Below are 26,331 nucleotides of genomic sequence, written 5' to 3'. Positions count from 1 at the left end.
GCTTCACCCAAGGGGCTTAAGGATTATTCCTTGCCCTTGTAGATGTTGATCAGCTTGCCCAGCATGGCCAACGCTTCGTCGCGCGGGCGCTGGAACGTGTTGCGGCCGATGATCGAGCCATTGCCGCCGCCGTCGCGGATGTCGCGCGCGTCCTGATAGACGGCGTCGGCGCCCTTGGTGGCCCCGCCCGAGAAGATCACGATGCGGCGGCCGTTGAAGCACGACTGGACCACATGCTTGACCCGGTCGGCCTGCGCAGACCAGTCGGTGCCTTCATAGCAGGGCTTGGCTTCGGCCTGTTCGATGTGGTTGCTGGGCAGCTTCACCTTGATGATATGCGCGCCGATCAGCGCCGCGATATGCGCAGCATAAGCGCCCACGTCCAGCGCCAGCTCGCCGCTCTTGGGCAGCTTGCCGCCGCGCGGATAGGACCAGATCACCGTGGCAAGGCCAACGCTGGCCGCTTCGTTGCGCAGTTCCTTGATCTCTTCGATCATCTCGAACACATCGTCCGAGCCGGGATAGATCGTGAAACCGATGGCCGAGCAGCCCAGACGCAGCGCGTCATCAACGCCGCCCGTCAGCGCTTGGTTGGCCGCCGTACCCCAGCTGTTCGAGCTGTTGACCTTCAGGATGGTCGGGATCTGCCCGGCGAACTTGTCGGCACCCGCCTCCAGCATGCCCAGCGGCGCGGCATAGGCCGACAGGCCCGCGTCAATGGCCAGCTGATAGTGGTAATGCGGGTCATAGGCGTCGGGATTGACCGAGAAGCTGCGCGCCGGGCCATGTTCAAAGCCCTGATCCACCGGGAGAATGATCATCTTGCCGGTGCCGCCCAGCTTGCCCTGTGACAGCATGCGATAGAGGTTGGCCTTAACGCCGGGATTGTCGGATTCGTAATTGCTGAGGATCTTCTGGACAACCTTGGTGGTCATGCGTGTTTCCCTGTTGGTTAAGGCCTGTTGTTCATACCTATGCATAGAGGTTTGCATAGGTATGCGCGGCCGGTCTGAAATAGCCCGCCCGGTTTTGCAATGCAACTGCTGCACTGCAACCGGGCGGGCGAATTTATTAGATTTCGAGCGCCTTGACGCCCGGCAGTTCGCGACCTTCCATCCATTCAAGGAAAGCGCCGCCTGCGGTCGAGATATAGGAGAAGTCCCCCGCCACCCCGGCGTGATGCAGCGCAGCAACGGTATCACCGCCGCCCGCCACCGAGACCAGCGAACCTTCCTTGGTCAGCGCCGCCGCGATTTTGGCCAGAGCCACCGTCGCCGCATCGAAAGGCACGGTTTCAAACGCGCCCATCGGCCCGTTCCACACCAGCGTCTTGCAGGTTTTCAGCGCGTCGGCCAGCGCCTCAACCGCGCTGGGGCCAACGTCGAGGATCATCTCGTCGGCGGCCACTTCATGCACGTTGCAGGTGCGCAGCGAAGGCGGATTGGCGGCAAATTCCTTTGACACCACCACTTCATAGGGCAGATGCACGGTGCAACCGGCAGCGTCCGCCGCTTCCATGATCTCTTCGGCGGTGCTGGCCAAATCATGCTCGCACAGGCTCTTGCCCACATCCACGCCGCGCGCGGCAAGGAACGTGTTGGCCATGCCGCCGCCGATGATCAGGTGATCGACCTTGGTCACCAGATGCTTGAGCACATCGAGCTTGCTCGACACCTTGGCCCCGCCGACAACGGCGGCCACCGGACGCACCGGATTGCCCAGCGCATTTTCCAGCGCTTCCAACTCAGCCTGCATCGAGCGACCGGCATAAGCGGGCAGCACATGGGCCAGACCTTCGGTGCTGGCATGGGCGCGATGCGCGGCCGAGAAAGCGTCATTGACGTAGAAATCGCCAACCTCGGCAATCGCCTTGACCAGTTCGGGATCGTTCTTTTCCTCGCCCGGCCAGAAGCGGGTGTTTTCCAGCAGGGCAATATCGCCCGCGCCCAGAATGCCCACCGCCTGCTTCACGACATCACCGGCCACTTCGGGAACGAACATCACTTCGCGGCCCAGCACCTTTTCCACCGCGCCCACGACCAGCGAGAGCGACTGATCCGCCACGCGATTGCCCTTGGGACGGCCGAAATGCGCCAACAGCAGCACCTTGGCGCCCTTGTCGGCCAATTCCAGAATGGTCGGCGCCACGGCGCGCACGCGGGTGTCTTCCGTCACCGCGCCATCCTTCATCGGCAGATTGAAGTCCACGCGCACCAGCGCGACCTTGCCGGTCACATCGCCCAGATCATCGAGCTTGCGAAAAGCCATCACTAACCCCCAATTCGGAACGCAGGTTTAGCGTCCGATCGTAAACATATGCCTGAGAGACAAAGGGCGGAAAGGTTTCCCTTCCCGCCCCGGTGTTCCATCAGAGGAACTTGGCCATCGCGCCTGCCGTGTCCAGCATGCGGTTCGAGAAGCCCCACTCGTTGTCGTACCAGCTCAGCACGCGCACCAGCTTGCCGTCGATGACAGCCGTTTCCAGCGCGTCGATGGTCGAACTGTGCGGATCGTGGTTGAAGTCGATCGAAACCAGCGGCTCTTCGGTATAGCCCAGCACGCCCTTGAGCGGACCTTCGGCGGCAGCCTTGAGCAGAGCGTTCACTTCCTCGATGGTCGTGTCACGCTTGGGCTGGAACGTCAGGTCGACGACCGACACGTTCGGGGTCGGCACGCGGATCGACGAACCGTCCAGCTTGCCCTTCAGTTCGGGCAGCACTTCGCCCACGGCCACGGCAGCGCCGGTCGAGGTCGGGATCATGTTGAGGGCAGCGGCGCGAGCGCGACGCGGATCCTTGTGGATCTGGTCCAGGATCTTCTGGTCGTTGGTGTACGAGTGGATCGTGGTCATCAGGCCACGCTCGATACCGATCGATTCATGCAGAACCTTGGCGAAAGGCGCCAGGCAGTTGGTGGTGCACGAAGCGTTCGAGACGATCAGATCGTCGGCGGTCAGCGTTTCATGGTTCACGCCGAACACGACGGTCTTGTCGACCTTCTTGGCGGGCGCCGAAATCAGCACGCGCTTGGCGCCGGCGGTCAGGTGCTTGCCGGCCGAATCACGGTCGACGAAGAAGCCGGTGCATTCCAGCGCGATGTCGATGCCATTGGCGGCATGCGGCAGGTTGGCGGGGTCCTTCTCGGCGGTCACCTGAACGCGCTTGCCGTTCAGGATCAGGTCGTTGCCGTCCACTTCGACGGTGCCCGAGAAAGTGCCGTGGACGCTGTCATGCTTGAACAGACGGGCATTGGCCTTGGCATCGGCCAGATCGTTGATCGAAACCAGTTCGAGCCCGCAGTCGGGGCGCTCCAGAATGGCGCGGGCCACATTGCGCCCAATGCGACCGAAACCGTTGATGGCAACCTTCACAGCCATGAGTATCCTCCTCGTTAGTTCTGGAGTGCCGCAAGAATTTGCGGCGCAATCTTTTCAGCCGTAAGACCGAAATAGTCATAAAGAGCCGGGGCCGGAGCCGACGCGCCAAAGGTGTCGATACCAAAGCGCAGACCGTCAAGGCCCGTAATACGTTCCCAGCCAAAGGTCGTACCTGCCTCGATGCTGACCTTCAGCACGTCGGCGGGCAGAACATCGGCCTTATAGGCCGCATCCTGTTCAAGGAAGCGGCTCATCGACGGCATCGAGACCACATCGGCGCCCACACCCTGCGCTTCAAGCGCGGCGCGAGTCGCCATCGCGATCTCTACTTCCGAACCGGTCGCCACGATCACCACCTTGCGCTGCGCCGTGGCGGCGACAAGACGATAGCCCCCCTTCGCCGTCAGGTTCGGACCCGAGTGGCGCAGTTGCGGCAGGTTCTGACGGGTCAGAGCCAGCACGCTGGGGCGGCCTTCATTGGCGATCGCCAATTGCCATGCCTCGGCGGTCTCAATCACGTCGGCGGGGCGGAACACTTCCAGATTCGGGATCATGCGCATCGACATCACATGTTCGATCGGCTGATGGGTCGGACCATCCTCGCCAAGGCCAATCGAATCGTGCGTCAGCACATAGACCACCTTGGCCCGCTGAATAGCCGACATACGAATGGCATTGCGGCAATAATCCGAAAACACAAGGAAAGTGCCGCCATAGGGGATGATCCCGCCATGGAGTGCCATGCCGTTCATGGCCGCAGCCATGCCGAATTCGCGGATGCCGTAATAGACATAGCGGCCCGAATAGTCCTGCGGACCAAAGGGCCTGGTCGACTTGGTATCGGTCAGGTTCGAACCGGTAAGGTCGGCCGAGCCGCCCACCATTTCGGGCACATGCGCGGTCAGCACTTCCAAGGCCAGCTGGCTGGCCTTGCGGGTGGCGACCTTCTGGTTGCCTTCGAGCCATGCGTCGAACGTGGCCTGCACCTCGGTCTGATCCGGCAGCTCACCGTTCATGCGGCGCAGCAGTTCGGCGCCCTTGTCGCTGGCCGCCACACGCGCGGCCCAGTCAACCGCCGCCGTCTTGCCCAGAGCGCCCACATTGCGCCAGTCGCCCAGCACATCGGCGGGCAGTTCGAACGCAGGCAGCGTCCAGCCCAGTTCGCCGCGCGCGGCTTCGACTTCGGCGGCGCCCAGCGGCGAGCCGTGCACCGAATGGCCGCCCTGCTTGTTGGGCGCGCCCTTGCCGATGATCGTGCGGCAGGCGACGAGCGAGGGGCGCGGATCAGCCACCGCTTCGGCAATCGCGCGTTCGATATCGGCGAAATCATGCCCGTCGCAGGACACCACATGCCAGCCGGTCGCCGTATAGCGCGCGGCCACATCTTCGCTGGTCGACAGGTCGGTGTCGCCGTCGATGGTGATGCGATTGTCATCCCACAGCACGACCAGACGGCCCAGCTTCAGGTGCCCGGCAAGGCCGATGGCCTCGTGGTTGATGCCTTCCATGATGCAGCCGTCGCCCGCGATCACGAAGGTCTTGTGGTCAACCAGATCGTCACCGAACTGGGCGTTCAGATGACGCTCGGCAATGGCAAAGCCCACCGACATGGCAAGGCCCTGACCCAGCGGGCCGGTGGTGCATTCCACGCCCGGCAGCTCAAAATTCTCCGGGTGACCGGCGCAAACCGAGTGCAGCTGGCGGAAATTCTTGATGTCCTCGATCGTGGGCTGCTCATAACCGGTCAGGTGCAGCAGGCTGTAGATCAGCATCGAGCCGTGGCCCGCCGAGAGGATGAAGCGATCGCGGTCAGGCCAGCGCGGCTGGGCCGGATCGAACTTCAGGAATTTCGAAAACAGCACCGTGGCAACATCGGCCATGCCCATCGGCATGCCGGGGTGGCCCGAATTGGCGGCCTGAACCGCATCCATCGAGAGCACACGGATGGCGTTGGCCATGTTTTGCAGGCGGGGGGCGGTAATGCTCATGATGCTTCCGAAAGCTCCGAATAGGTATGCACAGGCACACAGGCGTGCGATTCGCGCCGCCTCCATTGCGGACCGTGGGGCGCTGCGTCAACCTCTGCGCAGAGCCAAAATGGCATCGAAATCGCCGCAACCGTTGTCATTTGGGCCACTGCGGCCTTTGCAAGGGCAAAATTATTGCGCTAGGCCTCTGCCCCTGATGGCCAGCAGCGAACAAGAACCCGCCCCGATGAACAGCGCCCTCGACCGGATCGAGGCCGCGATGGACCGGATCGCCCATGCCGCACAGCGCGCCCGACAGGCTCGCCTCGATGCGGCCGGTCAGACCGCCCAGCTTGAGGTGCGCCACGAAATCCTGCGCGAAAAGGTGGGCGAGGCGCTTTCCACCCTCGATGTGCTGATCGCAAGGGCGCAACAATCATGAGCCGGGTCGATCTGATGATCGGCGGGCGCGATTATGCGGTCGCCTGCTCGCCGGGCGAGGAAGAGCATGTGCGCATGCTGGGCCGCATCATCGAGGAAAAGATGGATGCCCTGCCCGGCACGACGAATCAGAGCGAGGTGCGCTCGATGCTCTTTGCCGCGCTCCTGCTGGCCGACGAACTGCATGAGTTGCGCCAGCAGGTCGATCAGGGCGCCCCGCGCTGCGATCCCGCAACAGCCGAGCGGCTGGAGACTCTTGCCGCAAGACTCGAACAACTGGCCGCATCGGTTGAAGATCTTATCTGACCTTCGTTCTGGCCCTTGAGAAATTGCCCCATCGCGCCTACATATGTGCGTGACGGGTACTGCCCGGTGCGAGCCGCATGAAAATCCCTGAGGCTATAAGCAATCCTAGGGGGCTGTCCCTGCCACTGGCTCTGGCCTCTGGTACATGGTCCCCACCTGACGTCGAGGCGTCAGAGGATTTCCCGGCAACGGCCCATGGTGGTCCCGTCACCCTTTATATGTTGCGCGTTGGCCCTCCGGCCAACGCTTGCGGCGCCAGCCCTCTCCCCCTGCCCTGCCACCCAGATGATAACCCGTAGGGTAGCATGGCAGGGGGAGAGGGCTGACGCCGTTTGAGAGGCTGACTTGACCGACAAAAAATCCCTGCGCGCCCGTTTGCGCCGCCTGCGCCGCGAACATGTGAATGCCCTGCCTGCCTCGATGTCCGCCCTGTTGTTTCTGCGCCCGCCCGGCGCGGTGGCGGCGCTGGCGGGCGAAGGATCGGTTGTGGGCCTTTATCACGCCATCTCGGGCGAGGCGCCGACGCGATCCTATGCCAAATGGTTTGCCGAAAACGGGCGGCGAATCGCCCTGCCGTGGTTTGCCGCCGTGGGCGCGCCGATGCAGTTTCGCGCATGGAACGATCCCTTTGCCGATGAAGGGCTGGAAACCGGCCCCTATGGCGCGCTCCAGCCCTCTGCCGATGCCGAGGAACTGTTTCCCGATGTCGCCTTCGTGCCGCTGGTGGGCTTTACCGAGGATGGCCTGCGGCTGGGGCAAGGCGGCGGGCATTATGACCGCTGGCTGGGCGCGAATCCGGGCGTGATGGCGCTGGGGCTGGCATGGGATTGCCAGAAGGTGGACAGCCTGCCCACAGAGCCCCATGATATGCCTCTTCGCGCGGTGATCACCCCCACCCGCCTTTACGGAGATATCTGATGCGCAAAGAACCTACGTGGCGCATTCCGGCGGGCCTGTTGCTGCTGCTGATCGGGCTGGCGGTCTATGCGGCGCTGGTGGCGCGTTATATCGCGCCGTGGATCGCGCCTTGGCCCGCGCTGGGGCAAATGCCGGTCTATGTCGTGCTGGGCGTGGTCTGGCTGTTGCCCTTGCGGCGCTTCCTGATCTGGATGGAGACCGGGCGCTGGGGCTAAATCCCCCGGCGTTTAATCCAGACGCAAAAAAGGCCCGATCCGCGATGGACCGGGCCTTTTTGTTTTCCTTTCGGAAATGGACCCAAGGTGGCGCGAGTGACGGGGCTCGAACCCGCGACCTCCGGCGTGACAGGCCGGCACTCTAACCAACTGAGCTACACCCGCGCAATATGCTTGGGCCTCGCAAGGAACCATGAAGTGGCGCGAGTGACGGGGCTCGAACCCGCGACCTCCGGCGTGACAGGCCGGCACTCTAACCAACTGAGCTACACCCGCTCACTTCGATGTTTCCTTCGGGGCAGCGCCCCTTGGGTGACGCGGCCTCTACGTTGGGAGGGGCGACCTGTCAACAGGCTTGAACATGCTTTTGCCCAAGCCCCGGTTTTTCAGGGTTTTCACGCGGTGAACGCCCTTTAATCCCTGCCACGAATCTGTTTCTGGCGCGTGACAATGCGATTTATCCACAGACTAATGCCGCAAAATCAGCACTTTTCATATTTCCAATTGCGCCTTTTCCCTTCCCCCATCCATTCCACCGCCTGAGCGATGCGGCGGGCGCGGGTGGCGGGCGCTTTGGCCTCGACGATCCATTCCAGATAATCGCGCCGATGCGAGGGCGCGAAACCCTCGAACACCGCCCGCGCCGCCACATTCTCCGCCAGAGCCTCTGTCAGATCATCAGGAACGGCAATCTCCGCCTTGGGCGCCTTGGGCGCACGGGCGGCCTTCGTCGTCCCCGACAGGCCCTGCGCGGCCTCCATCAGCCGCATCCGAAACGTATCAGGATCGGGCAGGTCGTCCATACTGGCGATCTTGCCATAGGCGCCCAGCCCATCATCACGGTGGCCCTCCTCGCCCCCCTGACGCCCCGCGCCATGGATCACAAAGGCGCAATGGGCCTTGAACGCCGCCATCCCGGCCAGATTCTTACCATTGAGCGTGAAATGGGGCATCGACCATTTGATCGTCTCGCCCAGCCCCGGCACGGCCTCATGCACCGCGCGGCGCAGATGGATCAGGATCGGCCGCGCGAAATCGGGCGCGGCCGCGATATAGGCATCGATTCTCTGATCCATTTGCTCTCCCTTTTACACAGCGACGGGCGCTCCCAATTTCCCTTGGGGCGCGTAATCCAGCACCGAGAAATCCTCGATCCGGTAATCAAAGATGCTCTGCGCCCGCGGCGCAATCGCCAGCCTCGGCTCGCCCGAGGGCACGCGCTTCAACTGTTCCTCGACCAGATCGCCATGGTTGAGATAGAGATGCACATCGCCCCCCATCCACACCAGTTCGCCCGGCTCCAGCCCGGTCTGCGCCGCCAGCAGGCGGACGAACAGCGCCGCGCCCCACAGATTGAACGGCACGCCCAGCGCCAGATCCGCGCTGCGCTGATAAAGGATGCCCGACAGGCGCCCATCGGCCACATGGAACTGATAGGTCTTGTGGCAAGGCGGCAGCGCCATCGCGTCCACCTCGGCCACATTCCAGCCTTCAACGATATGGCGGCGGCTGCCCGGATTGGTTTTCAGCGCATGGACCAGATCCGCAACCTGATTGATCCCCTGCCCCAGCCGATACAATCTATCACCGTTTTCATCAAAACCGGCAGGCTCATACGTGGGCCAGTTCACCCATTGCTTGCCATAAACCGGGCCCAGATCGCCCCAGCGCGCGGCAAATTCCGCATCCGCCACGATCCGCGCGGAAAAATCCTCGCGCGTGATCTGGTCCCCCGTCTCGCGCCGATAATTCGCCAGCGGCCAGTCGGTCCAGATTTCCACCCCCTGCGCGCACAGCGCCCGGATATTGGTGTCGCCGGTCAGGAACCACAGGAATTCGCGCGTGGCGGTTTTCCAGAACACCCGCTTGGTGGTGACCAGCGGCATACGTCCATCGGACAGATCGCAGCGAATCGTCGCGCCAAATAGCGATCGCGTGCCGACCCCGGTACGGTCACGCCGCTCATCGCCCGTTTCCCAGATCTGGCGCATTAGATCGAGATATTGCCATTCCCAATGGCGGCGAGAGCTGGAACTGTCGGTCTGCATCCCCCTCATCTAACGCCGCCCCGCGCCGAAAGCCACCGGCAATCGCCCCGCATCTCCTATGGGTATTTGCGGAACTCGTGCACGCGAAATGCCAAAGTCTACCGTAGTAAAACGGGCGAATATCATTCTCATGGGTTGCCCGCGTTGAAATCCGTCATCCTTCCCTATCGGCAACTGGCCATTGTCCAATTGGCGCTGGCGATCGTGCTGATGCCGCTGATCGCGCTGTGGCCGCGCTCCGGGATGGCGATGCTGGTGCTGCCCCTGCCGGGACACAGCGCCGGGGCCGCCCTGTGGGCCAGGCAACAGGGCCTGCCCCTGACCGGAAGGGGCATCGCGCGGGGCAGTCTGATCCTGATCGGGCGCCGCCCCTATACGCCTTTTTCCGCGCTGAAGGCCGGAGCGCTGGTTTTCGCCGCTCCATCTTCGCTTTGCCAGTCTCCTCCAACCCCGCAATCTGCAAATCACCAAGGATAGACCATGAAGGAAATCGTCAATCTGCGTCATCTGGGGATGAAGGCCCTTGTCGGCGTATGCTGGCTCATCACTATTCTGGTGCTGATCGGCAGCATGATCGCCGGTTCGGGCTTTGCGCCGGTGCTGCTGGCGCTGGCGCTGGTGGCGGTGCCGACGCTGCTGATGATGTCGGGCAAGGATGACTGCGTGGCGCGCATCGCGATCGGCGCCACGCTGCCCCTGTTCAGCGCGGTGCTGCTCTATCAATGGAGCGGCGCCACATGGCAGGTCGATCTGCACATGACCTTCTTTGCGCTGATCGCCATGCTGCCCATGCTGGTCGACTGGCGCCCGATTGTCGCTGCCACAGTGGTCACCGCGCTCCACCATCTGCTGCTCAGCTATATCGCGCCTTCGCTGGTGTTTGGCGCGACGGGCGATCTCTTTCGCGTGGTGCTCCATGCGGTGATCCTGCTGGTGGAAACCGGGGTGCTGATCGCGCTTGTGCATAAATTGTCGCAGGTGATGATCCAGCAGGAGGCCGCGCAGGAGGAAAAGGAACGCGTCACCCTTGCCGCCGAGCGCGAGCGCGAAAGCGCCGAGGCCGAGCGGCGCGAGGTGGTCGAGGAAATCGGCACCGCGATGCAGGCGCTGGCACGCGGCGATCTGGGCCACCGACTCAACCGCCGTTTCCCGCCGCAGTTCGAGGAATTGCGCGAGGACTTCAACCGTTCGGTCGGCGATCTGGCCGCGCTGGTCAGCCAGGTCTCGCGCGCATCGAGCGTCATTCAGGCAGGATCGGCCGAAATGCGCACCGCCAGCAACGATCTGGCCATGCGCACCGAGCAGCAGGCCGCCCGCGTCGAACAGGCAGGTTCGACCATGCAGCGCCTTGTCGAGGCCGCGCGCAACACCGCGCATAACGCCGCCTCGGTCAATGCCGCGCTGGATCAAGCCCAGCAAAGCGCCAATGACGGCCAGCATGTCGTCAGCCGCGCCATGGCGACGATGGAACTGGTCGAAAAATCCGCGCAGGAGATTCGCCAGATCATCACCCTGATCGACGGCATCGCGTTTCAGACCAATCTGCTGGCCTTGAACGCCGGGGTCGAAGCCGCGCGTGCGGGCGATGCGGGCAAGGGCTTTGCCGTGGTCGCCAATGAAGTGCGCGCTCTGGCCCAGCGCAGCGCGGATGCGGCCAACGGCATCAAGCAATTGATCGACACATCCACTCATCAGGTTTCCGAAGGCGTGGCGCAGGTGCTGCAGACCGGCGAGGCGCTGCAGGGCATCATCGGCCAGATCGGCCAGATCGCCCAGGCGGTGGGCGCGATTGCCGATGCGGCCTACAGCAATGCCGAGGATCTTTCGGCCGTGGGCGACACGTTCCGCATCCTTGACCAGTCGACCCAGCAGAACGCCGCCATGGTCGAGGAAAGCAACGCGGCGCTGCAGGCGCTCTCGGGCGAAACCAACGTGCTGATCAACGCCGTGGGCCGGTTCAGCGGGGAGAGTTCGGAAGGGCAATCCGGGGGCCGCATGGGGCTGGCGGCGTAACGGCCGCCTGTGGAAAACTTTGAAAAGCCGGGATTTCTGCGGTTTTTTGAAAAAATGCGTCGGTTTTTGAAAAAACTTGCCACTTGCCGCTTGCCAAGGTGAATACCCCCCTATATAGGCGCGCTCCTGCCCAGCGGCGCTCTTAGAGAGCCGCACCGGTCGGGGAATAGCTCAGCCTGGTAGAGCACTGTCTTCGGGAGGCAGGGGCCGGAGGTTCGAATCCTCTTTCCCCGACCATTTTCTCTCTTTTGGAGAGATACAGGATAAGGCGGCCTTCGGGCCGCCTTTTTCTTTGCGTGCAAGATATTTGCCCCGGCCACCGCACCGCCCACCTAGGCCCACCGCGACAATTATTAACGCAAATTTCACAACCTGATCCTAACTTTCATCCAATTTCGCGCTTCAGGGGCAAGCCATATCCATGTCCGTCATTGCCAAGATCCAGCGGGCCAGTTCACAACCAGACGCTCGGCCCGCCCGGTCCGCGCGCAATGACATGCTCGCGCTGGCCATTGCGGTGACGGCGACATGCATGGTCGCGGCCATCGGCGGCAAGGCGCTCTCGCAGGTCTGGGCGCGGGCCAGCGGCATCGGGCTTGGCCCGGATCAGCTTTTGACCAACGCGCTTTTGCTGAACATCGCGCTCGTCATCTTTGGCTGGCGCCGTTATCAGGATCTGCACGGCGAGGTCATGGCCCGCCGTCAGGCCGAGGATCTGGCCCGCCAGATGGAGCAGTCCGATCCGCTGACCGGCTGCCTCAATCGCCATTCCTTTGCCCCGCGCGCCAATCAACTGCTGGCCTCCTTGCGTGAGCGGGGCGAGACGGCGGCGCTGGTGATGCTCGACATCAACGACTTCAAGGTCATCAATGACAAGATCGGCACTGCCGGCGGCGACCTGCTGCTGACCGACACGGCGCGGCGGATCGAGGCGCTTTTGCCGCCCGAGGCCTTGCTGGCGCGTCTGGGCGGCGATGAATTTGCCTGCGTCATTCCCTTTGCGCCCGGTCATCCCGAGCGCGTGGACCATATTGCCGACGCCATGCTGGCCGCGATGGACCGCAAGCTGGAAAATCACCGGCTGAGCGCCAGCGTGGGGCTGGCCAGCGGCGACCGCCAGAACCGGCTGGGCAATGGGCCGATCGACGCCAATGGCCTGCTCCATCTGGCCGAGGTTGCGCTGTTCCATGCCAAGAAGCAGACGCGCCCTGCCCCGCTGTGGTTCGAGGAATCGCTGGAAACCGAATTGCGCTATCGCTGCGAACTGGAACTGGCGATCCGCGAGGCGATTCCGGCGGGCGAATTCGTGCCCTATTATGAACAACAGGTCGATCTGGCCACCGGCGAGGTCTTGGGCTTTGAAATGCTGGCGCGCTGGCATTCGCCCACTTTTGGCCTGATCGGGCCGGATGTGTTCATCCCGATTGCCGAGGAAATCGGCGTCATTGCCGACATGTCCGAATCGCTGATCCGTCAGGCATTGCGCGATGCACGCGAATGGGACCCGCGCCTCACGCTCTCGGTCAATATCTCGCCTCTGCAATTGCGCGATCCGTGGTTTGCGCAAAAACTGCTCAAGCTGCTGGTCGAGGCGCAATTCCCGCCCCAGCGGCTGGAGGTTGAAATCACCGAGACCAGTCTGCACCAGAACATCGCCGTGGTGCAGGCGCTCGTCACCTCGCTGCGCAATCAGGGCATCACGATCAGCCTTGATGATTTCGGCACCGGCTATTCCTCCTTTGCGCAACTGCGCAAGCTGCCCTTTGATCGGATCAAGATCGACCGCAGTTTCGTATTGGCCATGCAGGAGGATTCCGACAGCCGCACGATTGTGGAAACCATCGCGCTGCTGGGCAAGGGCCTTGGCCTGCCGGTCACGGCCGAAGGGGTCGAATCGGCCGAATTGCTCGAAAGCCTGCAATCCCTGGGCAGCTTCAAGGGTCAGGGCTATCTCTACGGCAAGCCCCAGCCCGCCCAGGCCACGCGCGAATTTCTGGCGGAACGTGACCTGCTGGCACCCCACGCCCATGACGTTTCGCTGGCCGGCAGCCGCCCGGACGCCCATGAAAGCGAAAGTGCCGATCCTGTCCTGCCGCAAGAGTGGCGCCGCACCGCCTAAAAGGGTGGACCTGAGACGCCAACAGGCATAGAGCGCGGCCCATGCGCATAGGTTTTGTCAAGATGCACGGGCTGGGCAATGATTTCGTCGTCCTTGATGGGCGCAGCGAAGCCCTGCCCGAAATCACCACCACGCTGGCCGCCGCGCTGGCCAACCGTCACACCGGCATCGGCTGCGACCAGCTGGTCGTGCTGGACGGGTCGGACGTGGCCGATTTCCGCATGCGGTTTTTCAACGCCGACGGCAGCGAAAGCGGCGCCTGCGGCAATGCCAGTCGCGCCGTGGGCCTGCTGCATGGTCGCCCCGCCCGGATCGAAACACAGGGCGGCATCCTGACCACCGAGCCTAGCGAGGCGGGGATCAGCGTCGACATGGGCGTGCCGCGCTTTGACTGGGATGCGATTCCGCTGGGCTTTGCCATGGATACGCTGACCATGCCGGTGGGCTGGGAAGATTTGCAGGACCCCACCGCGGTCAATGTCGGCAATCCGCATGTGATCTTCTTTACCCCCGACACCGACGCCGTCGATCTGGCCCGCATCGGTCCGATCATCGAGCATGATCCGCTGTTTCCCGAGCGCATCAACGTCAATGTCGCCACCATCGTCTCGCGCAGCGCCATCCGCCTGCGCGTATGGGAGCGCGGCTCGGGCATTACGCTGGCCTGCGGCACGGGGGCCTGCGCAACGGCGGTGGGTGCGATGCGCCGGGGCCTTGTGGACCGCCGGGTCGAGGTCACGCTGCCGGGCGGCCGCCTGATCATCGAGTGGAATGCCGATGGCCGCATCATCATGACCGGCCCTGCCACCGAAGCCTTTCGCGGCAGCTTCGAGCTTTCCGATTTCCCTGCATGAGCGTTGAGGTCGTCTCGCGCGTTGAAGTCGTCTCCTTGGGCTGCCGGATGAATCTGGCCGAAAGCGAGCGGATGCAGGCGATGCTGGCGGGTGAAACCGATCTGGTGGTCATCAATTCCTGCGCCGTGACGGCCGAGGCGCTGCGCCAGACGCGGCAGGCCATCCGCCGCGCGCGCCGCAATCGCCCCCATGCGCGCCTGATGGTGACCGGCTGCGCCGCCGAAATCGAGCGTGAGGCGATTGCCGCCATGCCCGAGGTGGACGGTTTGATCGCCAATGCGGCCAAGCTGGATGCGCGGGCGTGGAATGTGCCCGATCTGGCCCCGGTGGCTGCGCGCTCGGTGGGCCATACGCGCGCCTTTGTCGCGGTGCAGAACGGCTGCGATCATGCCTGCACCTTCTGCGTGATCCCTCAAGGGCGCGGGCCTTCGCGTTCGCGCTTGGCGACCGATGTAATTGCCGAGGTGCGCGAACATGTCGCGGGGGGCGTTGGCGAAGTGGTGCTGACGGGGGTGGACCTCACCTCTTGGGGACAGGATTTCGGACTGCGTCTGGGCGCGCTGGTTTCCGCCATCCTGCGCGAGGTTCCCGAACTGGCGCGCCTGCGCCTGTCCTCGGTCGATGGGGTGGAGATCGACCCGGAACTCTTCGACCTGCTGGCCGGGGAAGCGCGGCTGATGCCCCATCTGCACCTCTCGCTGCAACATGGCGATGATCTGATCCTGAAACGCATGAAGCGCCGCCACAGCCGCGCCGACGCGCTGGATCTGGTGGCGCGGTTGAAGGCCCTGCGCCCCGACATGGCCATCGGCGCCGATATCATCGCCGGTTTCCCCACCGAGGATGAGGCCGCCCATCAGGCGAACCTGTCGATCATTGTCGAACTTGCCATCGTCCATGGCCATATCTTCCCCTATTCCCCCCGCCCCGGCACGCCCGCCGCGCGTATGCCGCAGGTGGAGCGCGAGGTGGTGCAGGAGCGCGCCGCCGCCCTGCGCACAGCCGTGGCGGCCCAGCGGCAGGCATGGCAGGAAAGCCTGATCGGGCGCCCCCAGACGGTTCTGGTCGAACGCGACGGCACAGGCCATGCGGAAAATTTCGCCTCCATTCGCGCGCCTGCGGGCGCACGGCGCGGGGCCATCATCACCATCACACCCACATTTTTGCTTGAAGGAATGCTGGCATGAGTGCCGATAGCTGGTCCGACCGTTTGCTGGGCGGTTTTGCCAAGACGACCGACCGCCTGACGGGCAATATCGCCGGTCTGCTGGGCGGGGCTTCGCGCCTGTCCGAGGATCAGCTCGACGATCTGGAAGATGCGCTGATCCTGTCCGACCTCGGCCCGCGCGCGGCCGCCCGCATCCGCGAGCGTCTGGCCGCCACGCGGTTTGAAAATGGCGTCGATGAAACCGCGATCCGCGAGGCCGTGGCCCAGGAAATCGCCGCCATCCTGCGCCCGGTGGCCAAGCCGCTGGATGTCACCGCCTTTCCGCGCCCACATGTCGTGCTGGTCATCGGCGTCAATGGCAGCGGCAAAACCACGACCATCGCCAAGCTGGCCCATCTGTTTCAGGAGCAGGATTACGCGGTGATGCTGGCGGCGGGCGACACGTTCCGCGCGGCGGCCATCGGGCAGTTGGGCGTCTGGGCGGATCGTCTGGGCGTGCCCATCGTCAAAGGCCCCGAGGGCGGCGATCCGGCCAGCGTGGTGTTCGACGCGGTCAAGGCCGCGACCGACAAGGGCACCGATGCGCTGATCGTCGACACCGCAGGCCGGTTGCAGAACAAGCGCGAGCTGATGGACGAACTGGCCAAGATCCGCCGCGTTCTGGGCCGGTTGAACCCGGCCGCGCCGCATGACGTGGTGCTGGTGCTGGATGCCACCAATGGTCAGAACGCCTTGGCCCAGATCGAGGTCTTCCGCGAGGTGGCGGGCGTGACCGGGCTGGTGATGACCAAGCTGGACGGCACCGCACGCGGCGGCGTTCTGGTGGCGGCGGCCGAGCAATATGGCCTGCCGATCCATGCCATTGGCGTTGGCGAAACCATCGACGACCTGCGCCCCTTCGACCCGGACCTTGTGGCCCGTGTGATCGCCGGGGTTGCGGCATGAGCGCGACGAAGAAGAAGTCGGGCTGGCTCAATATCCTTATCGATTATGGGCCGATGCTGGCCTTTTTCCTCGCCTATCGCGCGTGGCGTCCGGCGGGCAGCGAGGCGGGGATCGGCGATGTCGTGGCCATCACCAAGAGCACCGTGGTGTTTATCGGCGCCACGCTGGTCGCGCTGATCGTATCGAAATGGCGGCTAGGACGGATCGCGCCAATGTTGTGGCTCTCCTCGGGCCTCGTCGTGTTCTTCGGCGGGCTGACGGTGCTGCTGCATGACGCCACATGGGTGCAGATCAAGCCGACCGCGATCTATGTCGCCAGCGGGCTGGCCTTGCTGATCGGGCTGATGCGCGGGCATGCGCTGCTCAAGATCCTGCTGGAGGATGCCTTTGCGGGCCTCTCCGACGAAGGATGGATGAAGCTGTCGCGCAACTGGGGCTGGTTCTTCCTCTTCCTCGCCGTGCTGAATGAGGGGCTGCGCCATTTCTACAATCAGGCGAATCACAATTTTGACACATGGCTGGCGATGAAGATCTGGCTGTTCATGCCGCTCTCCTTCCTCTTCACCTTTGCCCAGATGCCGATGCTGTTGAAGCATGGGCTGGGGGCGGAAGAGGATTCCAGAGAGGATTGAATGCGAGGGACTCGTCCCTCGCGCTCCCGTTAATGTCTGCGTGGCGCCAAGGGTTCGGCGTTAGGTGTCGGACGCGGCATTGAAAATTAAAAGGCCTGCGGCGCTGGTTGAAGGCGCCGCAGGCCTTTTTATGAAAATGGCCCCAAAGCGCGAGGCTTCAGGACCACTCCAAAATCAGTAATGGGGTGCAGGGGGACAAGTCCCCCTGCAAAAATCCATCGCGAAGCGAAGTGATTAACCCTGCTGATCCGCGCGCGAAGCGCCTTCACCGTCGAGGTTGGCTTCGACAAACGCCCAGTTCACATGGTCGAGCAGCGCGTCGAGATAGCTGGGACGCAGATTGCGATAGTCGACGTAATAGGCGTGTTCCCAGACGTCGAGCGTGAAGAGCGGCTTGACGCCTTCATAGGCCACCGGGGTGTCGGCATCGTGATAGCTCGTCACCTTCAGCTTGCCGTCTTCGAGCACCAGCCAGCCCCAGCCGCTGGCGAAGTGGCCGGCGCTTTCCGCCTTGATCGCGGCCTTGAACGCGTCCAGCCCGCCCAGATCGGCATCGATCTTGGCCAGCAGTTCAGCGCTGGGAGCGGTCTTTTCCGGGCTCAGGCCCAGCCAGTAGAAGGTGTGGTTCCAGATCTGGGCCGAAGCGTTGAACAGCTTCTTGTTGCCCGCAGCCTTGGCGGCCGCGATCACTTCGAGCAGGCTCTTGCCTTCCAGATCGGTGCCCTTGATCTGGTCGTTGGCCTGCGTGACATAGGCATTGTGGTGCTTGCCATGGTGATAATCAAAGGTTTCGGCCGAGAGGACCGTGCCAAAGGCATCCTTGGCATAGGGCAGTTCGGGAAGAGTGAAGGCCATGACTTTCTCCTGTGTTATCGCGAATCCCCGGCCCGGGGCTTGATCTGTGATATGGGCATCAAAGCGCGGATCGGCCACCGTGCAGAACGAAAAATTCTGTAGGACGGGAAAGTTTCCCCTTCCCGCCCCTTTATTTAGATCTCGACCTGGCTGCCCAGCTCGACCACGCGGTTGACGGGCAGGCGGAAGAATTCCATCGCGGAGGCCGCATTGCGCATCATCCACGCAAACAGCTTTTCGCGCCAGATCGCCATGCCCGGCTTGGACGAAGCGATCAAAGTCTGGCGCGAGAGGAAGAAGCTGGTCTTCATCATGTCGATCGGTTCGCCGTCCAGCGTCACGCCTTTAAGCGCGGAGGGCACATCGGTATCCTCAAGGAAGCCGAACTTGATCGCCATTTTATAGAAGCCCTGACCGAAATTCTTCATCTCGATCCGCTCGCCATCCTCCAGCACCGGCACGTCCTGAATGGCGATGGTCAACACAACCACGCGCTCATGCAGAACCTTGTTATGCTTGATATTATGCAGCAGCGCCGAAGGCACCCCGCCCCGCGTCGACGACATGAAAATCGCCGTGCCCGCCACGCGCTGGGCGCTGGAATGGGCACTCTTGGCAAAGACCTCGAAGGGGATCGTGCCCTCGGCCATGCTGGCCCGCATCAGCGCGCGTCCCTTGGACCATGTGGTCAGCAGGGTAAAAATCGCCAGCCCCATCACCAGCGGCACCCAGCCGCCATCCGGGATCTTCGTCAGATTGGCCGAGAGATAGCCGAAATCGAGCAGGGTAAACACCACCAGCAGAGGGATCGCCAGCCACTTGGCCCATTTCCAGACCACGAACAGCATCACCGCCAGCAGGAAATTGTCGATCATCATCGCGCCCGTCACCGCGATGCCATAGGCCGCCGTCAGGTTCGAGCTTTCCTTGAACACAAACACCAGCAAGATCACCGCGATCATCAGCGCCCAGTTGATGACGGGAATATAGATCTGCCCGGCATTCACGCTGGTGTATTTGATCGACATGCGCGGGATAAAGCCCAGCTGGATCGCCTGCTGCGTGACCGAAAAAGCCCCGGTGATGACCGCCTGCGACGCAATGATCGCGGCCAGACTGGCCAGACCCAGCAAGGGCCATTGGAACCATTCGGGCGCGAGGAAATAGAACGGGCTGGCCAGAGCAGGCGCGCCCACGCGCACCAGCAGCGATGCCTGCCCCAGATAATTGAGCACCAGCGAGGGCAGCACGATGGCCAGCCACGACAGGCGAATCGGCGGGCGCCCAAAATGGCCCATATCGGCATAAAGCGCCTCGGCGCCCGTCACAGCCAGCACCGCCGAACCCATCGCCAGAAACCCGCGCATCGGATCGGCCACGAACATCGCGGCGGCAAAATGGGGGGAAAGCGCGGCCATCACGCCGGGATGCTCCAGAATGCTCATCACGCCCAAGACCGCGATCACCGCGAAATAGACCAGCATGACCGGGCCGAAAAAGGCCGCAACCTTGGCCGTGCCCCGGCTCTGGATCAGGAACAGGCCGATCAGGATCACCACCACCATCGGCACGACCGCGCCATGCATCCCCGGTTCGTAAACGGCCAGACCCTCGATCGCGCCCATTACCGAAACGGCGGGCGTAATCATCGAATCGCCATAAAACAGCGAGGTGGCAAACACGCCCAGCAGCACGATGCCCGCCGACCAGCGCTTGCCCGAAATATGCTGGTTGACCAAAGCCAGCAGGGCCAGCGAACCGCCCTCGCCCCGGTTGTCCGCGCGCATGATGATCGAGACATATTTCAGCGTCACAATCACCATCATCGACCAGAACATCAAGCTGATGATGCCGTAAATATGCAATTGATCGAGAGGCAGGCGGTGATGACCGGCAAAAGTGTCGCGCATCGCGTAAAGCGGGCTGGTGCCGATATCGCCAAACACCACGCCCATCGCCCCCAGCGCCAGCTTGGGCAGGCTGCCATGCGATCCGTGATGATTGGAAGAGTGTTCGACCTTATCGGTCTCGCCCGGCTGCGCCACTGGCTGCATCATGCCTATGCCCCTGAGTCGCCGCGAAAAGCGGCAAGGCCCGGCGATTAGCAGCGCGGCAATGCCCCGGCAACAGCCGTTTGCATCCCCGCCGCGCTGCCTGATCGCTTATTGCGGTGCGGCCATAGGAGCGGCCATGGGAGCCGCCATCGGCGCGCCTTGCGGGGCGGCGGCCTCGGCCTGCGCGCGCTGGCGCAGCATAGCCATCAATTCGTCCAAGCGCTTCAAACGCATGGCAATATCATCGCGCCACGGAGCATCGGCAGGCGCCTTGGCCACCAGATCGGCCCAAAGGCTGCGCGTTTCATCAAAACGCCCCGCCCGCGCCATCGCCAGCCCGAGGAAGAAGGACGGCCCGGGCGCCTTGGGATCGGCATTCTGCGCCTGACGGAAGGCATAGAGCGCGGCCGGGGAGAGATTGCCCTCGGCATGGCTGACCAGCGCATTGGCAATCGCCAGCCACGCATCGCCATTCTTCGGATCGGCCTCGACCGCCCCGCGCAAAACCGTTGCCGCCTCGGCATATTGGCCATGCATCGCCAGCGCATCGCCCGGCACGACCCAGCGGTTTTTGGTCGGGTCCACGCCCGACAGCTTCTGCCGCTCCTCAACCAAGGCCTTGCCATTGCCGGCCGCCGGGTTGCTCGGCGCCTTCATGGCCGAGGGCATCGTCGGCTGTCCCTGCAGCGCGTAACCGGCAAGGCCCACCATCAGCGCGGCGGCCACCGCCTCCCAGCCCTCACGCCGCCCACGCATCAACATGAGCAAAACCGCCAGCACCAGCACCACCAGCGCGATCAACACCACCCAGGTCATGCCTCATTCTCCTGCCCGCCGGTAAATCTTTTGCGGAGCAAAAACGCCGCGAGCGCCACCAGCAGCAGAGGCGCGGCAAACAACGGCCATGTCGCGGCGCTGACGCGCGGCTCATAGCTGACGTAATCGCCATAGCGCTGAATCAGCCACGCGCGAATCGCCTCAGGGTCCTCGCCCGCCGCGATGCGCTCGCGTACCTGCGAACGCATATCGCCCGCGATCGAGGCATCCGAATCGGCAATCGACTGGCTCTGGCAAACCAGACAGCGCAGCGTTTCCATCAACGCCTTGGCCTTGGCCTCCTGCGCCGGGTCGGGCAATTGGCGATAGGCCCAGGGCGCTGGCGGCATCGAATCGTCGGCCCATGCGGGAGCCGCGAACATCAGCACCAAAGCAGCAAAGAACGCGCGGATCATCACTGCGCCTCCTTGAGCAGACGGATGATGTCGGGGATCTGTTCGGGGCGGATATCGCCGATATGCTGGTAACGGATCACGCCCTTGCCATCGATGACAAAGGTTTCCGGCACCCCGCTTGACCCGATAGCCAGCTGCACTGCGGACACGTCATCCGCGCCGATCCGGGCATAGGGATTGCCATATTGCCCCAGAAACGCCGCCAGATCGGCCTTGTGATCGCGGATGGCGATGGCGTTGATCGTCACGCCCTGACGGCGCAATTCCTCCAGCACCGGCGCCTCGGCGCGGCATGGGATGCACCAACTGGCAAAGATGTTCAGCAATTGCGGCTTGCCGGTCTGAAAATCAGCCGTGGCCAGACCGGGCCGCTCATCGGCCGCCGCGCGCAGGGTGAAGGCGGGCAAAGGCTTGCCCACCATCTGGCTGGCGATATCGGTGTTCTTGGGCTTGACCAGCCCGACCACCACCAGCGCCACGAAACCGGCAAACAGCACCAAAGGCAACCACAGCGCCCAGCGCGGGGCCTTGGCGGGACTGTCCTTGCTCATGCCGCATCTCCCTTGGCCGCATCTCCTTGGGCCGTATCTCCTTGGGCCAAAGCCGCCACTTCATCGCGCCGGTTTCCGCCCTTGGCCCGCGCCACGCGGCGCTTCAGATCCTGCGCCACGCGGCTGAGCAAAGCCAGACCGCCGCCCAGCGCCACCAACAAGCCGCCGATCCAGATCAGCGGCACATAGGGCTTCCACCAGAGGCGCAATTGCCAGCGGCTCTCGCCCTTGTCCGACAGGGTTTCATCGCCCAGCACCGTGTAAAGCTGACCATTCCAGCGGCCCTTCAGCGCCGAAACCGCATTGGTCTGCAGCGGCGCCCAGAAAGTGCGCGATTGCGGGCGCAGCGTCACCTCGGGCCCGCTATCATAGCGCGCCTTCAAAACGCCTTCCATCGCCGTCCAGTTCGGCCCGGCAATGGGCGCCACCTCGGCCAGGCGGATGCTCCACGGGCCAACCTGATTGACTTCACCCACCTTGGCGGCGACGAGCTTTTCGACCGTAAAGGCGCTGTCCGAGGCCATGCCGAACAGGGCCACGCCGATCCCGGCATGGGCAATCACCATGCCCCACAGGCTGAGCGGCGCGCGCAGCACCGAACGGCCCCGCAGCGGCAGGAAGGAAGCCACGACCAACGAAGGACCAAGCGCCAGCCCCAGCAGCGGCAGCACATGGCGCACGCCCACCGCAAAGGCCCAGCCTCCCGCCGCAATCGCCACCACCAAAGGCAGCGCCAGCAGCGGCGAGATGCGCGAGAACTTGTCCCGCCGCCAGCGCAGCATCGGCCCAAAGATCAGCACGACAAACATCGGCACCGCAAACATCGCCGAAACCGGCGTGAAATAGGGCGGGCCAACCGAAACCTTGGTCCCCATCGCCTCCGTGAACAGCGGATAGAGCGTGCCGATCAGCGTGATGCCAAGGATCGAGGAGAGCATGACATTGTTGAACACCAGCGCGCCCTCGCGGCTGGTGATGGCAAAACGCTCACCCTCGGTCACGGTGGCGGCGCGCAGGGCGAAGAGCAGCAGGGCCCCGCCGATATAGATCGCCAGCAGCGCGAGGATAAAACCTCCCCGGCGCGGATCGACCGCAAACGCGTGAACCGAGGTCAGAATGCCCGAGCGCACAAGGAAGGTGCCGACCATCGACATCGAGAACGCCACCACGCCCAGCATCACCGTCCACGCCCGCAGCGCATTGCGCGCGGCCAGCACAGAGGCGCTGTGCAGCAAAGCGGTCGCCGCCAGCCACGGCATCAGCGAGGCATTCTCAACCGGGTCCCAGAACCACCAGCCGCCCCAGCCCAGCACGTAATAGGCCCAATAGCTGCCCGCCGTGATGCCCACGGTCAGGAATATCCACGCGCCCAGCACCCAAGGCCGCATCGCACGGGCGAAATCCGGCCCGACCTGACGCGTGATCAGCGCGCCAATGGCAAAGGAGAAAGCGATCGAAAGCCCGACATAGCCCAGATAAAGCGTGGGCGGATGAAACGCGAGGCCGGGGTCCTGAAGCAGCGGGTTAAGCCCATTGCCATCCTCGGGCGCCGGATAGAGCCGGGCAAAGGGATTGGAGGCAAACAGCAGGAAGGCATAGAAGCCAAGGCTGACAAAGGCCTGTCCGGCCAGCGTCGCCATCATCGTAGGCTCGGGCAGGCGGCGCTCAACCGCGGCGACGAACGCCCCGCCCAGCCCCATCACCGTCACCCAGAGCAGCATCGAGCCCTCGTGATTGCCCCAAGTGCCCGCGATCTTGAACATCAACGGCTTGGCCGAATGGCTGTTTTCCGCCACCAGCTTGACCGACAGATCGGTCTGCACAAACAGCCAGATCAGGATACCCAGCGCGGCGGCGGCCAGCACCCCCTGCACCATGGCCACCGGGCGCACGATGCCCGCCATCCCCTTGCCATTGGCCGTCAGCGACAGGCCGCCCGCCAGCAATTGCAGGCCGGCCAAAGCCGCCGCCAGCCACAACAGGCCCAAACCGATTTCAGGAAGCACGGGGGGAAATCCTCACTTGGTGTTTTCGATGGCTTTGCGGGCCTGCTGCATATCTTTCATCTCGCGCGGCACGTATTTCTCATCGTGCTTGGCCAGCAGATTGTCGGCCACGAAGGTCCCGTCGCGCCCCAGCTTGCCCTCTGCCACAACGCCGCTGCCCTCGACGAACAGGGCGGGACGGATCCCTGCGAAGCGCACCGGAATGCGCGCCTTGCCGTCGGTGACGATGAAATTGACCGTGACGCCATCGGGCGCATTCTTCATACTGCCGCGCTCGACCATGCCGCCCAGACGCACGGCCCGATCCGCTTCCGGCGGATTGGCGGCCATATCGGCGGGCACATAGAAATAGCTGGCCTGGCTGCGCAGCGCCCATGTCGCCAGCAAACCCGCCCCGATCAGCGCCACCAGCGCGATGCCCAGCAAAACCAGACGTTGATGTTTGGCCCGAACCGCCATTTAACCCTCGCGTACCTTGTCGCGGCGTGCCTCGGCCCGGCGCATTGCCAGCCAGCTATAGACCGCCAGACCCAATGTTGTCGCGCCCCCTAATGCATAGGCGGCGATCACGAATTGCCATTGGTCAAATGTCTCGGTCATTACCAAGCCTCCCCGGCGACCGGGACCTGCGCCCGCATGGCTTTGCGGCGCAAACGCGCCTCTGCCTGTTCATCGGCCAGAATGGTGCGCATCCGCGCCATCACTATGCCGCCAAAAATCAGCGAAAAGCCCAAGGTGGCGATCAGCAGCGGCACAAGGAAATCGGCCGCCATGGCCGACTTGCCCATCGTGATACTGGGCGGCTGATGCAGGCTGTTCCACCAGGTGACCGAATAATGGATCACCGGGATGTTAACCGCCCCCACAAGGCCGAAAATGGCGGTGATGCGGCTCTGCCCTTGCCCGGCCTGCTGGCTGCCGCGCGCGGCGGCGTCGAGCGCCATATAGCCGAAATAAAGGAACAGCAGCACCAGCATCGAGGTCAGCCGACCATCCCACACCCACCATGTGCCCCATGCCGGACGGCCCCAGATCGAACCGGTGATCAGGCACAGCGCGGTAAACACCGCGCCGGGCAGCGCCACCGCCCGCGCGGCAATCCCGGCCAGCGGATGGCGCCAGACGATTTCGGTAAAGCTGGCAATCGCAATCGCGCTCCACCCGCCCATACCCAGCCAGGCGGTGGGCACATGCAGGTAAACGATTCGCACCGTATCGCCCTGAAGCGCATCGGCGGGGGCAAAGAACACGCCCCACACCAAGGCCCCCGCAGCCAGCGCAAAGCCCAGCAACAGGCACAGCGGCGTGGCCCAGCGGGCAATACGCAGGAAACGGGCGGGATTGGCAAAACCGTGCATGACCGATCAATAACCGCAAAAGCGCCGACCCTTTCGGCGCGCGTCCTTGCTTTGGCAGGCCGCATCGCGCGCGGCAAGGGGGCCATGGGGCCAGCACCATGGTTTTTACGCGTATAGGAACGGCGGCAAAAAGCAGAAAGGGCAATAAAAAAGCGGCCTGCAAAGGCCGCTGCTGCTTATAAAAATGGGGCGATTAATGGGGCTCGAACCCACGACCTCCGGTACCACAAACCGGCGCTCTAACCAACTGAGCTATAATCGCCACACAATTTTTGCGGGGTTTTTCAACCGCGCCGTCCCTGCCGGGAGCGGCCCTTTGCACCAGCTTGGCGAAGATGGAAAGAGTTATTTTCACTTTTCCGTGAAAATTTTTCCCACACCGCCCATTTCGCTCATACCCCAAGGCAGAGCAGGCGCGCGACAGGCCGGTGCAGGCCCGCCGCGCCCCATAAAACGCTTACTTCTTGGTGAGCGAAAGCCCGCCAAAGCGCTTGTTGAACTGCGCCACGCGGCCGCCCTGATCCAGCAGACGGGCGTTGCCGCCGGTCCATGCCGGGTGCGAGGTCGGGTCGATGTCCAGCGCCAGCGTGTCGCCTTCCTTGCCCCAGGTCGAGCGGGTCTGGAAGGTCGTGCCGTCGGTCATCTGCACGGTGATGAAGTGATAATCGGGATGGATGTTAGCCTTGGCCATGGCATTCGCTTTCACAAAAAACGACCGGTTCCGACCGGCCTGAATGAGAAGCGGCGCGCATAGCCGCGCGCCGCCTGCTTGTCCAGTTGAATCAATCCTTGGGCGGGTCGGCGATCATCGCGGTAAAGTTGACCTCACAGGTCACCTTGCCGTCAATCTCGGCCTTGCCCCAGAATTTGCACACACGCGCGCGCTTCTGGATAAAGCCCACCTTGAGATCGAGCAGCACGCCCGGCTCGACCGGAGCGCGAAACTTGGCGTCCTCGATGCTCATGAAATAGACCAGCTTGTTGCTGCCGGCCAGTTCCAGAGTTTCAATGGCCAGAATGGCCGCCGCCTGCGCCAGCGCCTCGATCTGAAGCACGCCGGGCATGATCGGGCGGCCGGGAAAATGGCCCTGAAAGAACGCCTCGTTGAAAGAGACGGCCTTCACCGCATGGATGTCCTCGCCGATGTTCAGCGCGGCAACCCGATCCACCAGAAGCAAGGGGTAACGATGAGGCAGCGCCGCCAGAACCTTGCGAATATCATATGTCAGCGGCGCCGCGGCTGCGGCAGTATCGTCGCTCATCCTATCCCCCT

General features: G+C 63.4%; 28 protein-coding genes and 4 tRNA genes. 12 read left to right on the top strand and 20 right to left on the bottom strand.

Going from position 1 to position 26,331, the window contains the following annotated elements:
* Window positions 1-23 precede the first annotated feature (23 nt).
* The 4 genes from BGP00_RS11920 to tkt form a co-directional block, all read right to left on the bottom strand.
* Window positions 24-935: a class I fructose-bisphosphate aldolase gene (locus BGP00_RS11920; RefSeq protein ID WP_168602657.1), complete on the bottom strand. Its 912-nt coding sequence runs from the start codon at window positions 933-935 to the stop codon at window positions 24-26.
* A 136-nt stretch (window positions 936-1,071) separates the two neighbouring features.
* On the bottom strand, window positions 1,072-2,271 hold the full coding sequence (locus tag BGP00_RS11915; RefSeq protein ID WP_292689424.1) for a phosphoglycerate kinase: 1,200 nt from the start codon (window positions 2,269-2,271) through the stop codon (window positions 1,072-1,074).
* A 97-nt stretch (window positions 2,272-2,368) separates the two neighbouring features.
* A complete protein-coding gene (gene gap / locus BGP00_RS11910) occupies window positions 2,369-3,376 on the bottom strand; it encodes a type I glyceraldehyde-3-phosphate dehydrogenase (RefSeq protein ID WP_168602655.1) in 1,008 nt (335 codons plus the stop codon).
* 14 nt (window positions 3,377-3,390) lie between these two features.
* A complete protein-coding gene (gene tkt, locus BGP00_RS11905; protein WP_292689423.1) occupies window positions 3,391-5,364 on the bottom strand; it encodes a transketolase in 1,974 nt (657 codons plus the stop codon).
* A 196-nt stretch (window positions 5,365-5,560) separates the two neighbouring features.
* On the opposite strand from tkt, the gene BGP00_RS11900 reads away from it, so the two are divergent.
* The 4 genes from BGP00_RS11900 to BGP00_RS11885 all read left to right on the top strand — a co-directional run bounded on the left by BGP00_RS11900 (window position 5,561) and on the right by BGP00_RS11885 (window position 7,223).
* Window positions 5,561-5,785, top strand: a complete 225-nt coding sequence (locus tag BGP00_RS11900) for a hypothetical protein (RefSeq protein ID WP_292689422.1) — start codon at window positions 5,561-5,563, stop codon at window positions 5,783-5,785.
* Window positions 5,782-6,090: a cell division protein ZapA gene (locus BGP00_RS11895; protein ID WP_292689421.1), complete on the top strand. Its 309-nt coding sequence runs from the start codon at window positions 5,782-5,784 to the stop codon at window positions 6,088-6,090. The genes BGP00_RS11900 and BGP00_RS11895 overlap by 4 nt, the downstream gene beginning before the upstream one ends.
* 345 nt (window positions 6,091-6,435) lie before the next feature.
* Entirely contained in the window at window positions 6,436-7,008 is a 573-nt protein-coding gene (locus BGP00_RS11890; protein ID WP_292689420.1) for a 5-formyltetrahydrofolate cyclo-ligase, read from the top strand.
* Window positions 7,008-7,223 (top strand): DUF2842 domain-containing protein, encoded by a 216-nt coding sequence (locus BGP00_RS11885; RefSeq protein WP_183624248.1) that lies wholly within the window; start codon window positions 7,008-7,010, stop codon window positions 7,221-7,223. The genes BGP00_RS11890 and BGP00_RS11885 overlap by 1 nt, the downstream gene beginning before the upstream one ends.
* An 88-nt stretch (window positions 7,224-7,311) precedes the next feature.
* On the opposite strand, the gene BGP00_RS11880 is transcribed toward BGP00_RS11885, so the two are convergent.
* From BGP00_RS11880 to thyA, 4 genes are all read right to left on the bottom strand, one after another.
* Window positions 7,312-7,388 (bottom strand) — tRNA-Asp (locus BGP00_RS11880).
* Window positions 7,389-7,422: 34 nt separating this feature from the next.
* Window positions 7,423-7,499: transfer RNA gene (locus tag BGP00_RS11875), tRNA-Asp, on the bottom strand.
* Between the two features lie 206 nt (window positions 7,500-7,705).
* Window positions 7,706-8,299: a YdeI/OmpD-associated family protein gene (locus BGP00_RS11870; RefSeq protein ID WP_292689419.1), complete on the bottom strand. Its 594-nt coding sequence runs from the start codon at window positions 8,297-8,299 to the stop codon at window positions 7,706-7,708.
* Between the two features lie 12 nt (window positions 8,300-8,311).
* Window positions 8,312-9,280: a thymidylate synthase gene (gene thyA / locus BGP00_RS11865; protein ID WP_292689418.1), complete on the bottom strand. Its 969-nt coding sequence runs from the start codon at window positions 9,278-9,280 to the stop codon at window positions 8,312-8,314.
* A 135-nt stretch (window positions 9,281-9,415) separates the two neighbouring features.
* Here thyA and BGP00_RS11860 point away from each other — a divergent pair, with 135 nt between their 5' ends.
* The 8 genes from BGP00_RS11860 (at window position 9,416) to BGP00_RS11825 (ending at window position 17,002) form a co-directional block, all read left to right on the top strand.
* Window positions 9,416-9,748, top strand: coding sequence for a hypothetical protein (locus BGP00_RS11860; protein ID WP_292689417.1), 333 nt, complete (start codon window positions 9,416-9,418; stop codon window positions 9,746-9,748).
* Window positions 9,749-9,751: 3 nt separating this feature from the next.
* Window positions 9,752-11,284 (top strand): methyl-accepting chemotaxis protein, encoded by a 1,533-nt coding sequence (locus BGP00_RS11855; protein WP_292689416.1) that lies wholly within the window; start codon window positions 9,752-9,754, stop codon window positions 11,282-11,284.
* A gap of 160 nt (window positions 11,285-11,444) precedes the next feature.
* Window positions 11,445-11,521, top strand: a tRNA-Pro gene (locus BGP00_RS11850).
* A 184-nt stretch (window positions 11,522-11,705) separates the two neighbouring features.
* Window positions 11,706-13,403: an EAL domain-containing protein gene (locus BGP00_RS11845; RefSeq protein ID WP_292689415.1), complete on the top strand. Its 1,698-nt coding sequence runs from the start codon at window positions 11,706-11,708 to the stop codon at window positions 13,401-13,403.
* A gap of 41 nt (window positions 13,404-13,444) precedes the next feature.
* On the top strand, window positions 13,445-14,257 hold the full coding sequence (gene dapF / locus BGP00_RS11840) for a diaminopimelate epimerase (protein ID WP_292689414.1): 813 nt from the start codon (window positions 13,445-13,447) through the stop codon (window positions 14,255-14,257).
* On the top strand, window positions 14,254-15,444 hold the full coding sequence (gene mtaB / locus BGP00_RS11835; protein WP_292689413.1) for a tRNA (N(6)-L-threonylcarbamoyladenosine(37)-C(2))-methylthiotransferase MtaB: 1,191 nt from the start codon (window positions 14,254-14,256) through the stop codon (window positions 15,442-15,444). Before dapF ends, mtaB begins: the two co-directional genes overlap by 4 nt.
* Window positions 15,441-16,370, top strand: a complete 930-nt coding sequence (gene ftsY / locus BGP00_RS11830; protein ID WP_168602644.1) for a signal recognition particle-docking protein FtsY — start codon at window positions 15,441-15,443, stop codon at window positions 16,368-16,370. Before mtaB ends, ftsY begins: the two co-directional genes overlap by 4 nt.
* Window positions 16,367-17,002: an inner membrane-spanning protein YciB gene (locus BGP00_RS11825; RefSeq protein ID WP_168602643.1), complete on the top strand. Its 636-nt coding sequence runs from the start codon at window positions 16,367-16,369 to the stop codon at window positions 17,000-17,002. Before ftsY ends, BGP00_RS11825 begins: the two co-directional genes overlap by 4 nt.
* Before the next feature lie 234 nt (window positions 17,003-17,236).
* On the opposite strand, the gene BGP00_RS11820 is transcribed toward BGP00_RS11825, so the two are convergent.
* From BGP00_RS11820 to fabZ, 12 genes are all read right to left on the bottom strand, one after another.
* Window positions 17,237-17,857, bottom strand: a complete 621-nt coding sequence (locus BGP00_RS11820; RefSeq protein WP_168602642.1) for a superoxide dismutase — start codon at window positions 17,855-17,857, stop codon at window positions 17,237-17,239.
* 134 nt (window positions 17,858-17,991) lie between these two features.
* Complete coding sequence (locus tag BGP00_RS11815; protein ID WP_168602895.1) at window positions 17,992-19,812, bottom strand: potassium transporter Kup; 1,821 nt, start codon at window positions 19,810-19,812, stop codon at window positions 17,992-17,994.
* A 207-nt stretch (window positions 19,813-20,019) separates the two neighbouring features.
* Window positions 20,020-20,727 carry a tetratricopeptide repeat protein gene (locus BGP00_RS11810; protein WP_273618819.1) on the bottom strand — a complete coding sequence of 236 codons (708 nt, stop codon included), beginning with the start codon at window positions 20,725-20,727 and terminating at the stop codon, window positions 20,020-20,022.
* On the bottom strand, window positions 20,724-21,143 hold the full coding sequence (locus tag BGP00_RS11805) for a cytochrome c-type biogenesis protein (RefSeq protein ID WP_168602641.1): 420 nt from the start codon (window positions 21,141-21,143) through the stop codon (window positions 20,724-20,726). The genes BGP00_RS11810 and BGP00_RS11805 overlap by 4 nt, the downstream gene beginning before the upstream one ends.
* Window positions 21,143-21,694, bottom strand: a complete 552-nt coding sequence (locus BGP00_RS11800; protein WP_292689412.1) for a DsbE family thiol:disulfide interchange protein — start codon at window positions 21,692-21,694, stop codon at window positions 21,143-21,145. The genes BGP00_RS11805 and BGP00_RS11800 overlap by 1 nt, the downstream gene beginning before the upstream one ends.
* Window positions 21,691-23,700, bottom strand: coding sequence for a heme lyase CcmF/NrfE family subunit (locus tag BGP00_RS11795; RefSeq protein ID WP_292689411.1), 2,010 nt, complete (start codon window positions 23,698-23,700; stop codon window positions 21,691-21,693). The genes BGP00_RS11800 and BGP00_RS11795 overlap by 4 nt, the downstream gene beginning before the upstream one ends.
* Before the next feature lie 12 nt (window positions 23,701-23,712).
* Complete coding sequence (ccmE, locus tag BGP00_RS11790; RefSeq protein WP_168602638.1) at window positions 23,713-24,159, bottom strand: cytochrome c maturation protein CcmE; 447 nt, start codon at window positions 24,157-24,159, stop codon at window positions 23,713-23,715.
* Window positions 24,160-24,300, bottom strand: coding sequence for a hypothetical protein (locus BGP00_RS11785; protein ID WP_168602637.1), 141 nt, complete (start codon window positions 24,298-24,300; stop codon window positions 24,160-24,162).
* Entirely contained in the window at window positions 24,300-25,058 is a 759-nt protein-coding gene (ccmC, locus tag BGP00_RS11780) for a heme ABC transporter permease CcmC (protein ID WP_292689410.1), read from the bottom strand. Before ccmC ends, BGP00_RS11785 begins: the two co-directional genes overlap by 1 nt.
* 185 nt (window positions 25,059-25,243) lie before the next feature.
* A tRNA-His gene (locus BGP00_RS11775) sits at window positions 25,244-25,320 on the bottom strand.
* Window positions 25,321-25,515: 195 nt separating this feature from the next.
* Window positions 25,516-25,749 carry a 50S ribosomal protein L31 gene (gene rpmE, locus BGP00_RS11770; protein WP_168602635.1) on the bottom strand — a complete coding sequence of 78 codons (234 nt, stop codon included), beginning with the start codon at window positions 25,747-25,749 and terminating at the stop codon, window positions 25,516-25,518.
* A gap of 91 nt (window positions 25,750-25,840) precedes the next feature.
* Entirely contained in the window at window positions 25,841-26,320 is a 480-nt protein-coding gene (fabZ, locus tag BGP00_RS11765) for a 3-hydroxyacyl-ACP dehydratase FabZ (protein ID WP_172338865.1), read from the bottom strand.
* Between the last annotated feature and the right edge of the window lie 11 nt (window positions 26,321-26,331).

The organism is Novosphingobium sp. 63-713 (genome assembly GCF_001898925.1).
GTDB lineage: Bacteria > Pseudomonadota > Alphaproteobacteria > Sphingomonadales > Sphingomonadaceae > Novosphingobium.
The sequence above is the reverse complement of the archived record's forward strand: the minus strand, read 5'-3'. Positions and strand labels throughout refer to the sequence as shown.

Bases quoted from the DNA above. Each gene is read 5' to 3' on its own strand.
- BGP00_RS11920 (WP_168602657.1), bottom strand. From the start codon at position 935: ATGACCACCAAGGTTGTCCAGAAGATCCTCAGCAATTACGAATCCGAC.
- gap (WP_168602655.1), bottom strand. From the start codon at position 3,376: ATGGCTGTGAAGGTTGCCATCAACGGTTTCGGTCGCATTGGGCGCAAT.
- tkt (WP_292689423.1), bottom strand. From the start codon at position 5,364: ATGAGCATTACCGCCCCCCGCCTGCAAAACATGGCCAACGCCATCCGT.
- BGP00_RS11900 (WP_292689422.1), top strand. From the start codon at position 5,561: ATGGCCAGCAGCGAACAAGAACCCGCCCCGATGAACAGCGCCCTCGAC.
- BGP00_RS11895 (WP_292689421.1), top strand. From the start codon at position 5,782: ATGAGCCGGGTCGATCTGATGATCGGCGGGCGCGATTATGCGGTCGCC.
- BGP00_RS11885 (WP_183624248.1), top strand. From the start codon at position 7,008: ATGCGCAAAGAACCTACGTGGCGCATTCCGGCGGGCCTGTTGCTGCTG.
- BGP00_RS11870 (WP_292689419.1), bottom strand. From the start codon at position 8,299: ATGGATCAGAGAATCGATGCCTATATCGCGGCCGCGCCCGATTTCGCG.
- thyA (WP_292689418.1), bottom strand. From the start codon at position 9,280: ATGAGGGGGATGCAGACCGACAGTTCCAGCTCTCGCCGCCATTGGGAA.
- BGP00_RS11855 (WP_292689416.1), top strand. From the start codon at position 9,752: ATGAAGGAAATCGTCAATCTGCGTCATCTGGGGATGAAGGCCCTTGTC.
- BGP00_RS11845 (WP_292689415.1), top strand. From the start codon at position 11,706: ATGTCCGTCATTGCCAAGATCCAGCGGGCCAGTTCACAACCAGACGCT.
- dapF (WP_292689414.1), top strand. From the start codon at position 13,445: ATGCGCATAGGTTTTGTCAAGATGCACGGGCTGGGCAATGATTTCGTC.
- mtaB (WP_292689413.1), top strand. From the start codon at position 14,254: ATGAGCGTTGAGGTCGTCTCGCGCGTTGAAGTCGTCTCCTTGGGCTGC.
- ftsY (WP_168602644.1), top strand. From the start codon at position 15,441: ATGAGTGCCGATAGCTGGTCCGACCGTTTGCTGGGCGGTTTTGCCAAG.
- BGP00_RS11825 (WP_168602643.1), top strand. From the start codon at position 16,367: ATGAGCGCGACGAAGAAGAAGTCGGGCTGGCTCAATATCCTTATCGAT.
- BGP00_RS11820 (WP_168602642.1), bottom strand. From the start codon at position 17,857: ATGGCCTTCACTCTTCCCGAACTGCCCTATGCCAAGGATGCCTTTGGC.
- BGP00_RS11815 (WP_168602895.1), bottom strand. From the start codon at position 19,812: ATGGGCGTGGTGTTTGGCGATATCGGCACCAGCCCGCTTTACGCGATG.
- BGP00_RS11810 (WP_273618819.1), bottom strand. From the start codon at position 20,727: ATGACCTGGGTGGTGTTGATCGCGCTGGTGGTGCTGGTGCTGGCGGTT.
- BGP00_RS11805 (WP_168602641.1), bottom strand. From the start codon at position 21,143: ATGATCCGCGCGTTCTTTGCTGCTTTGGTGCTGATGTTCGCGGCTCCC.
- BGP00_RS11800 (WP_292689412.1), bottom strand. From the start codon at position 21,694: ATGAGCAAGGACAGTCCCGCCAAGGCCCCGCGCTGGGCGCTGTGGTTG.
- ccmE (WP_168602638.1), bottom strand. From the start codon at position 24,159: ATGGCGGTTCGGGCCAAACATCAACGTCTGGTTTTGCTGGGCATCGCG.
- BGP00_RS11785 (WP_168602637.1), bottom strand. From the start codon at position 24,300: ATGACCGAGACATTTGACCAATGGCAATTCGTGATCGCCGCCTATGCA.
- ccmC (WP_292689410.1), bottom strand. From the start codon at position 25,058: ATGCACGGTTTTGCCAATCCCGCCCGTTTCCTGCGTATTGCCCGCTGG.
- rpmE (WP_168602635.1), bottom strand. From the start codon at position 25,749: ATGGCCAAGGCTAACATCCATCCCGATTATCACTTCATCACCGTGCAG.
- fabZ (WP_172338865.1), bottom strand. From the start codon at position 26,320: ATGAGCGACGATACTGCCGCAGCCGCGGCGCCGCTGACATATGATATT.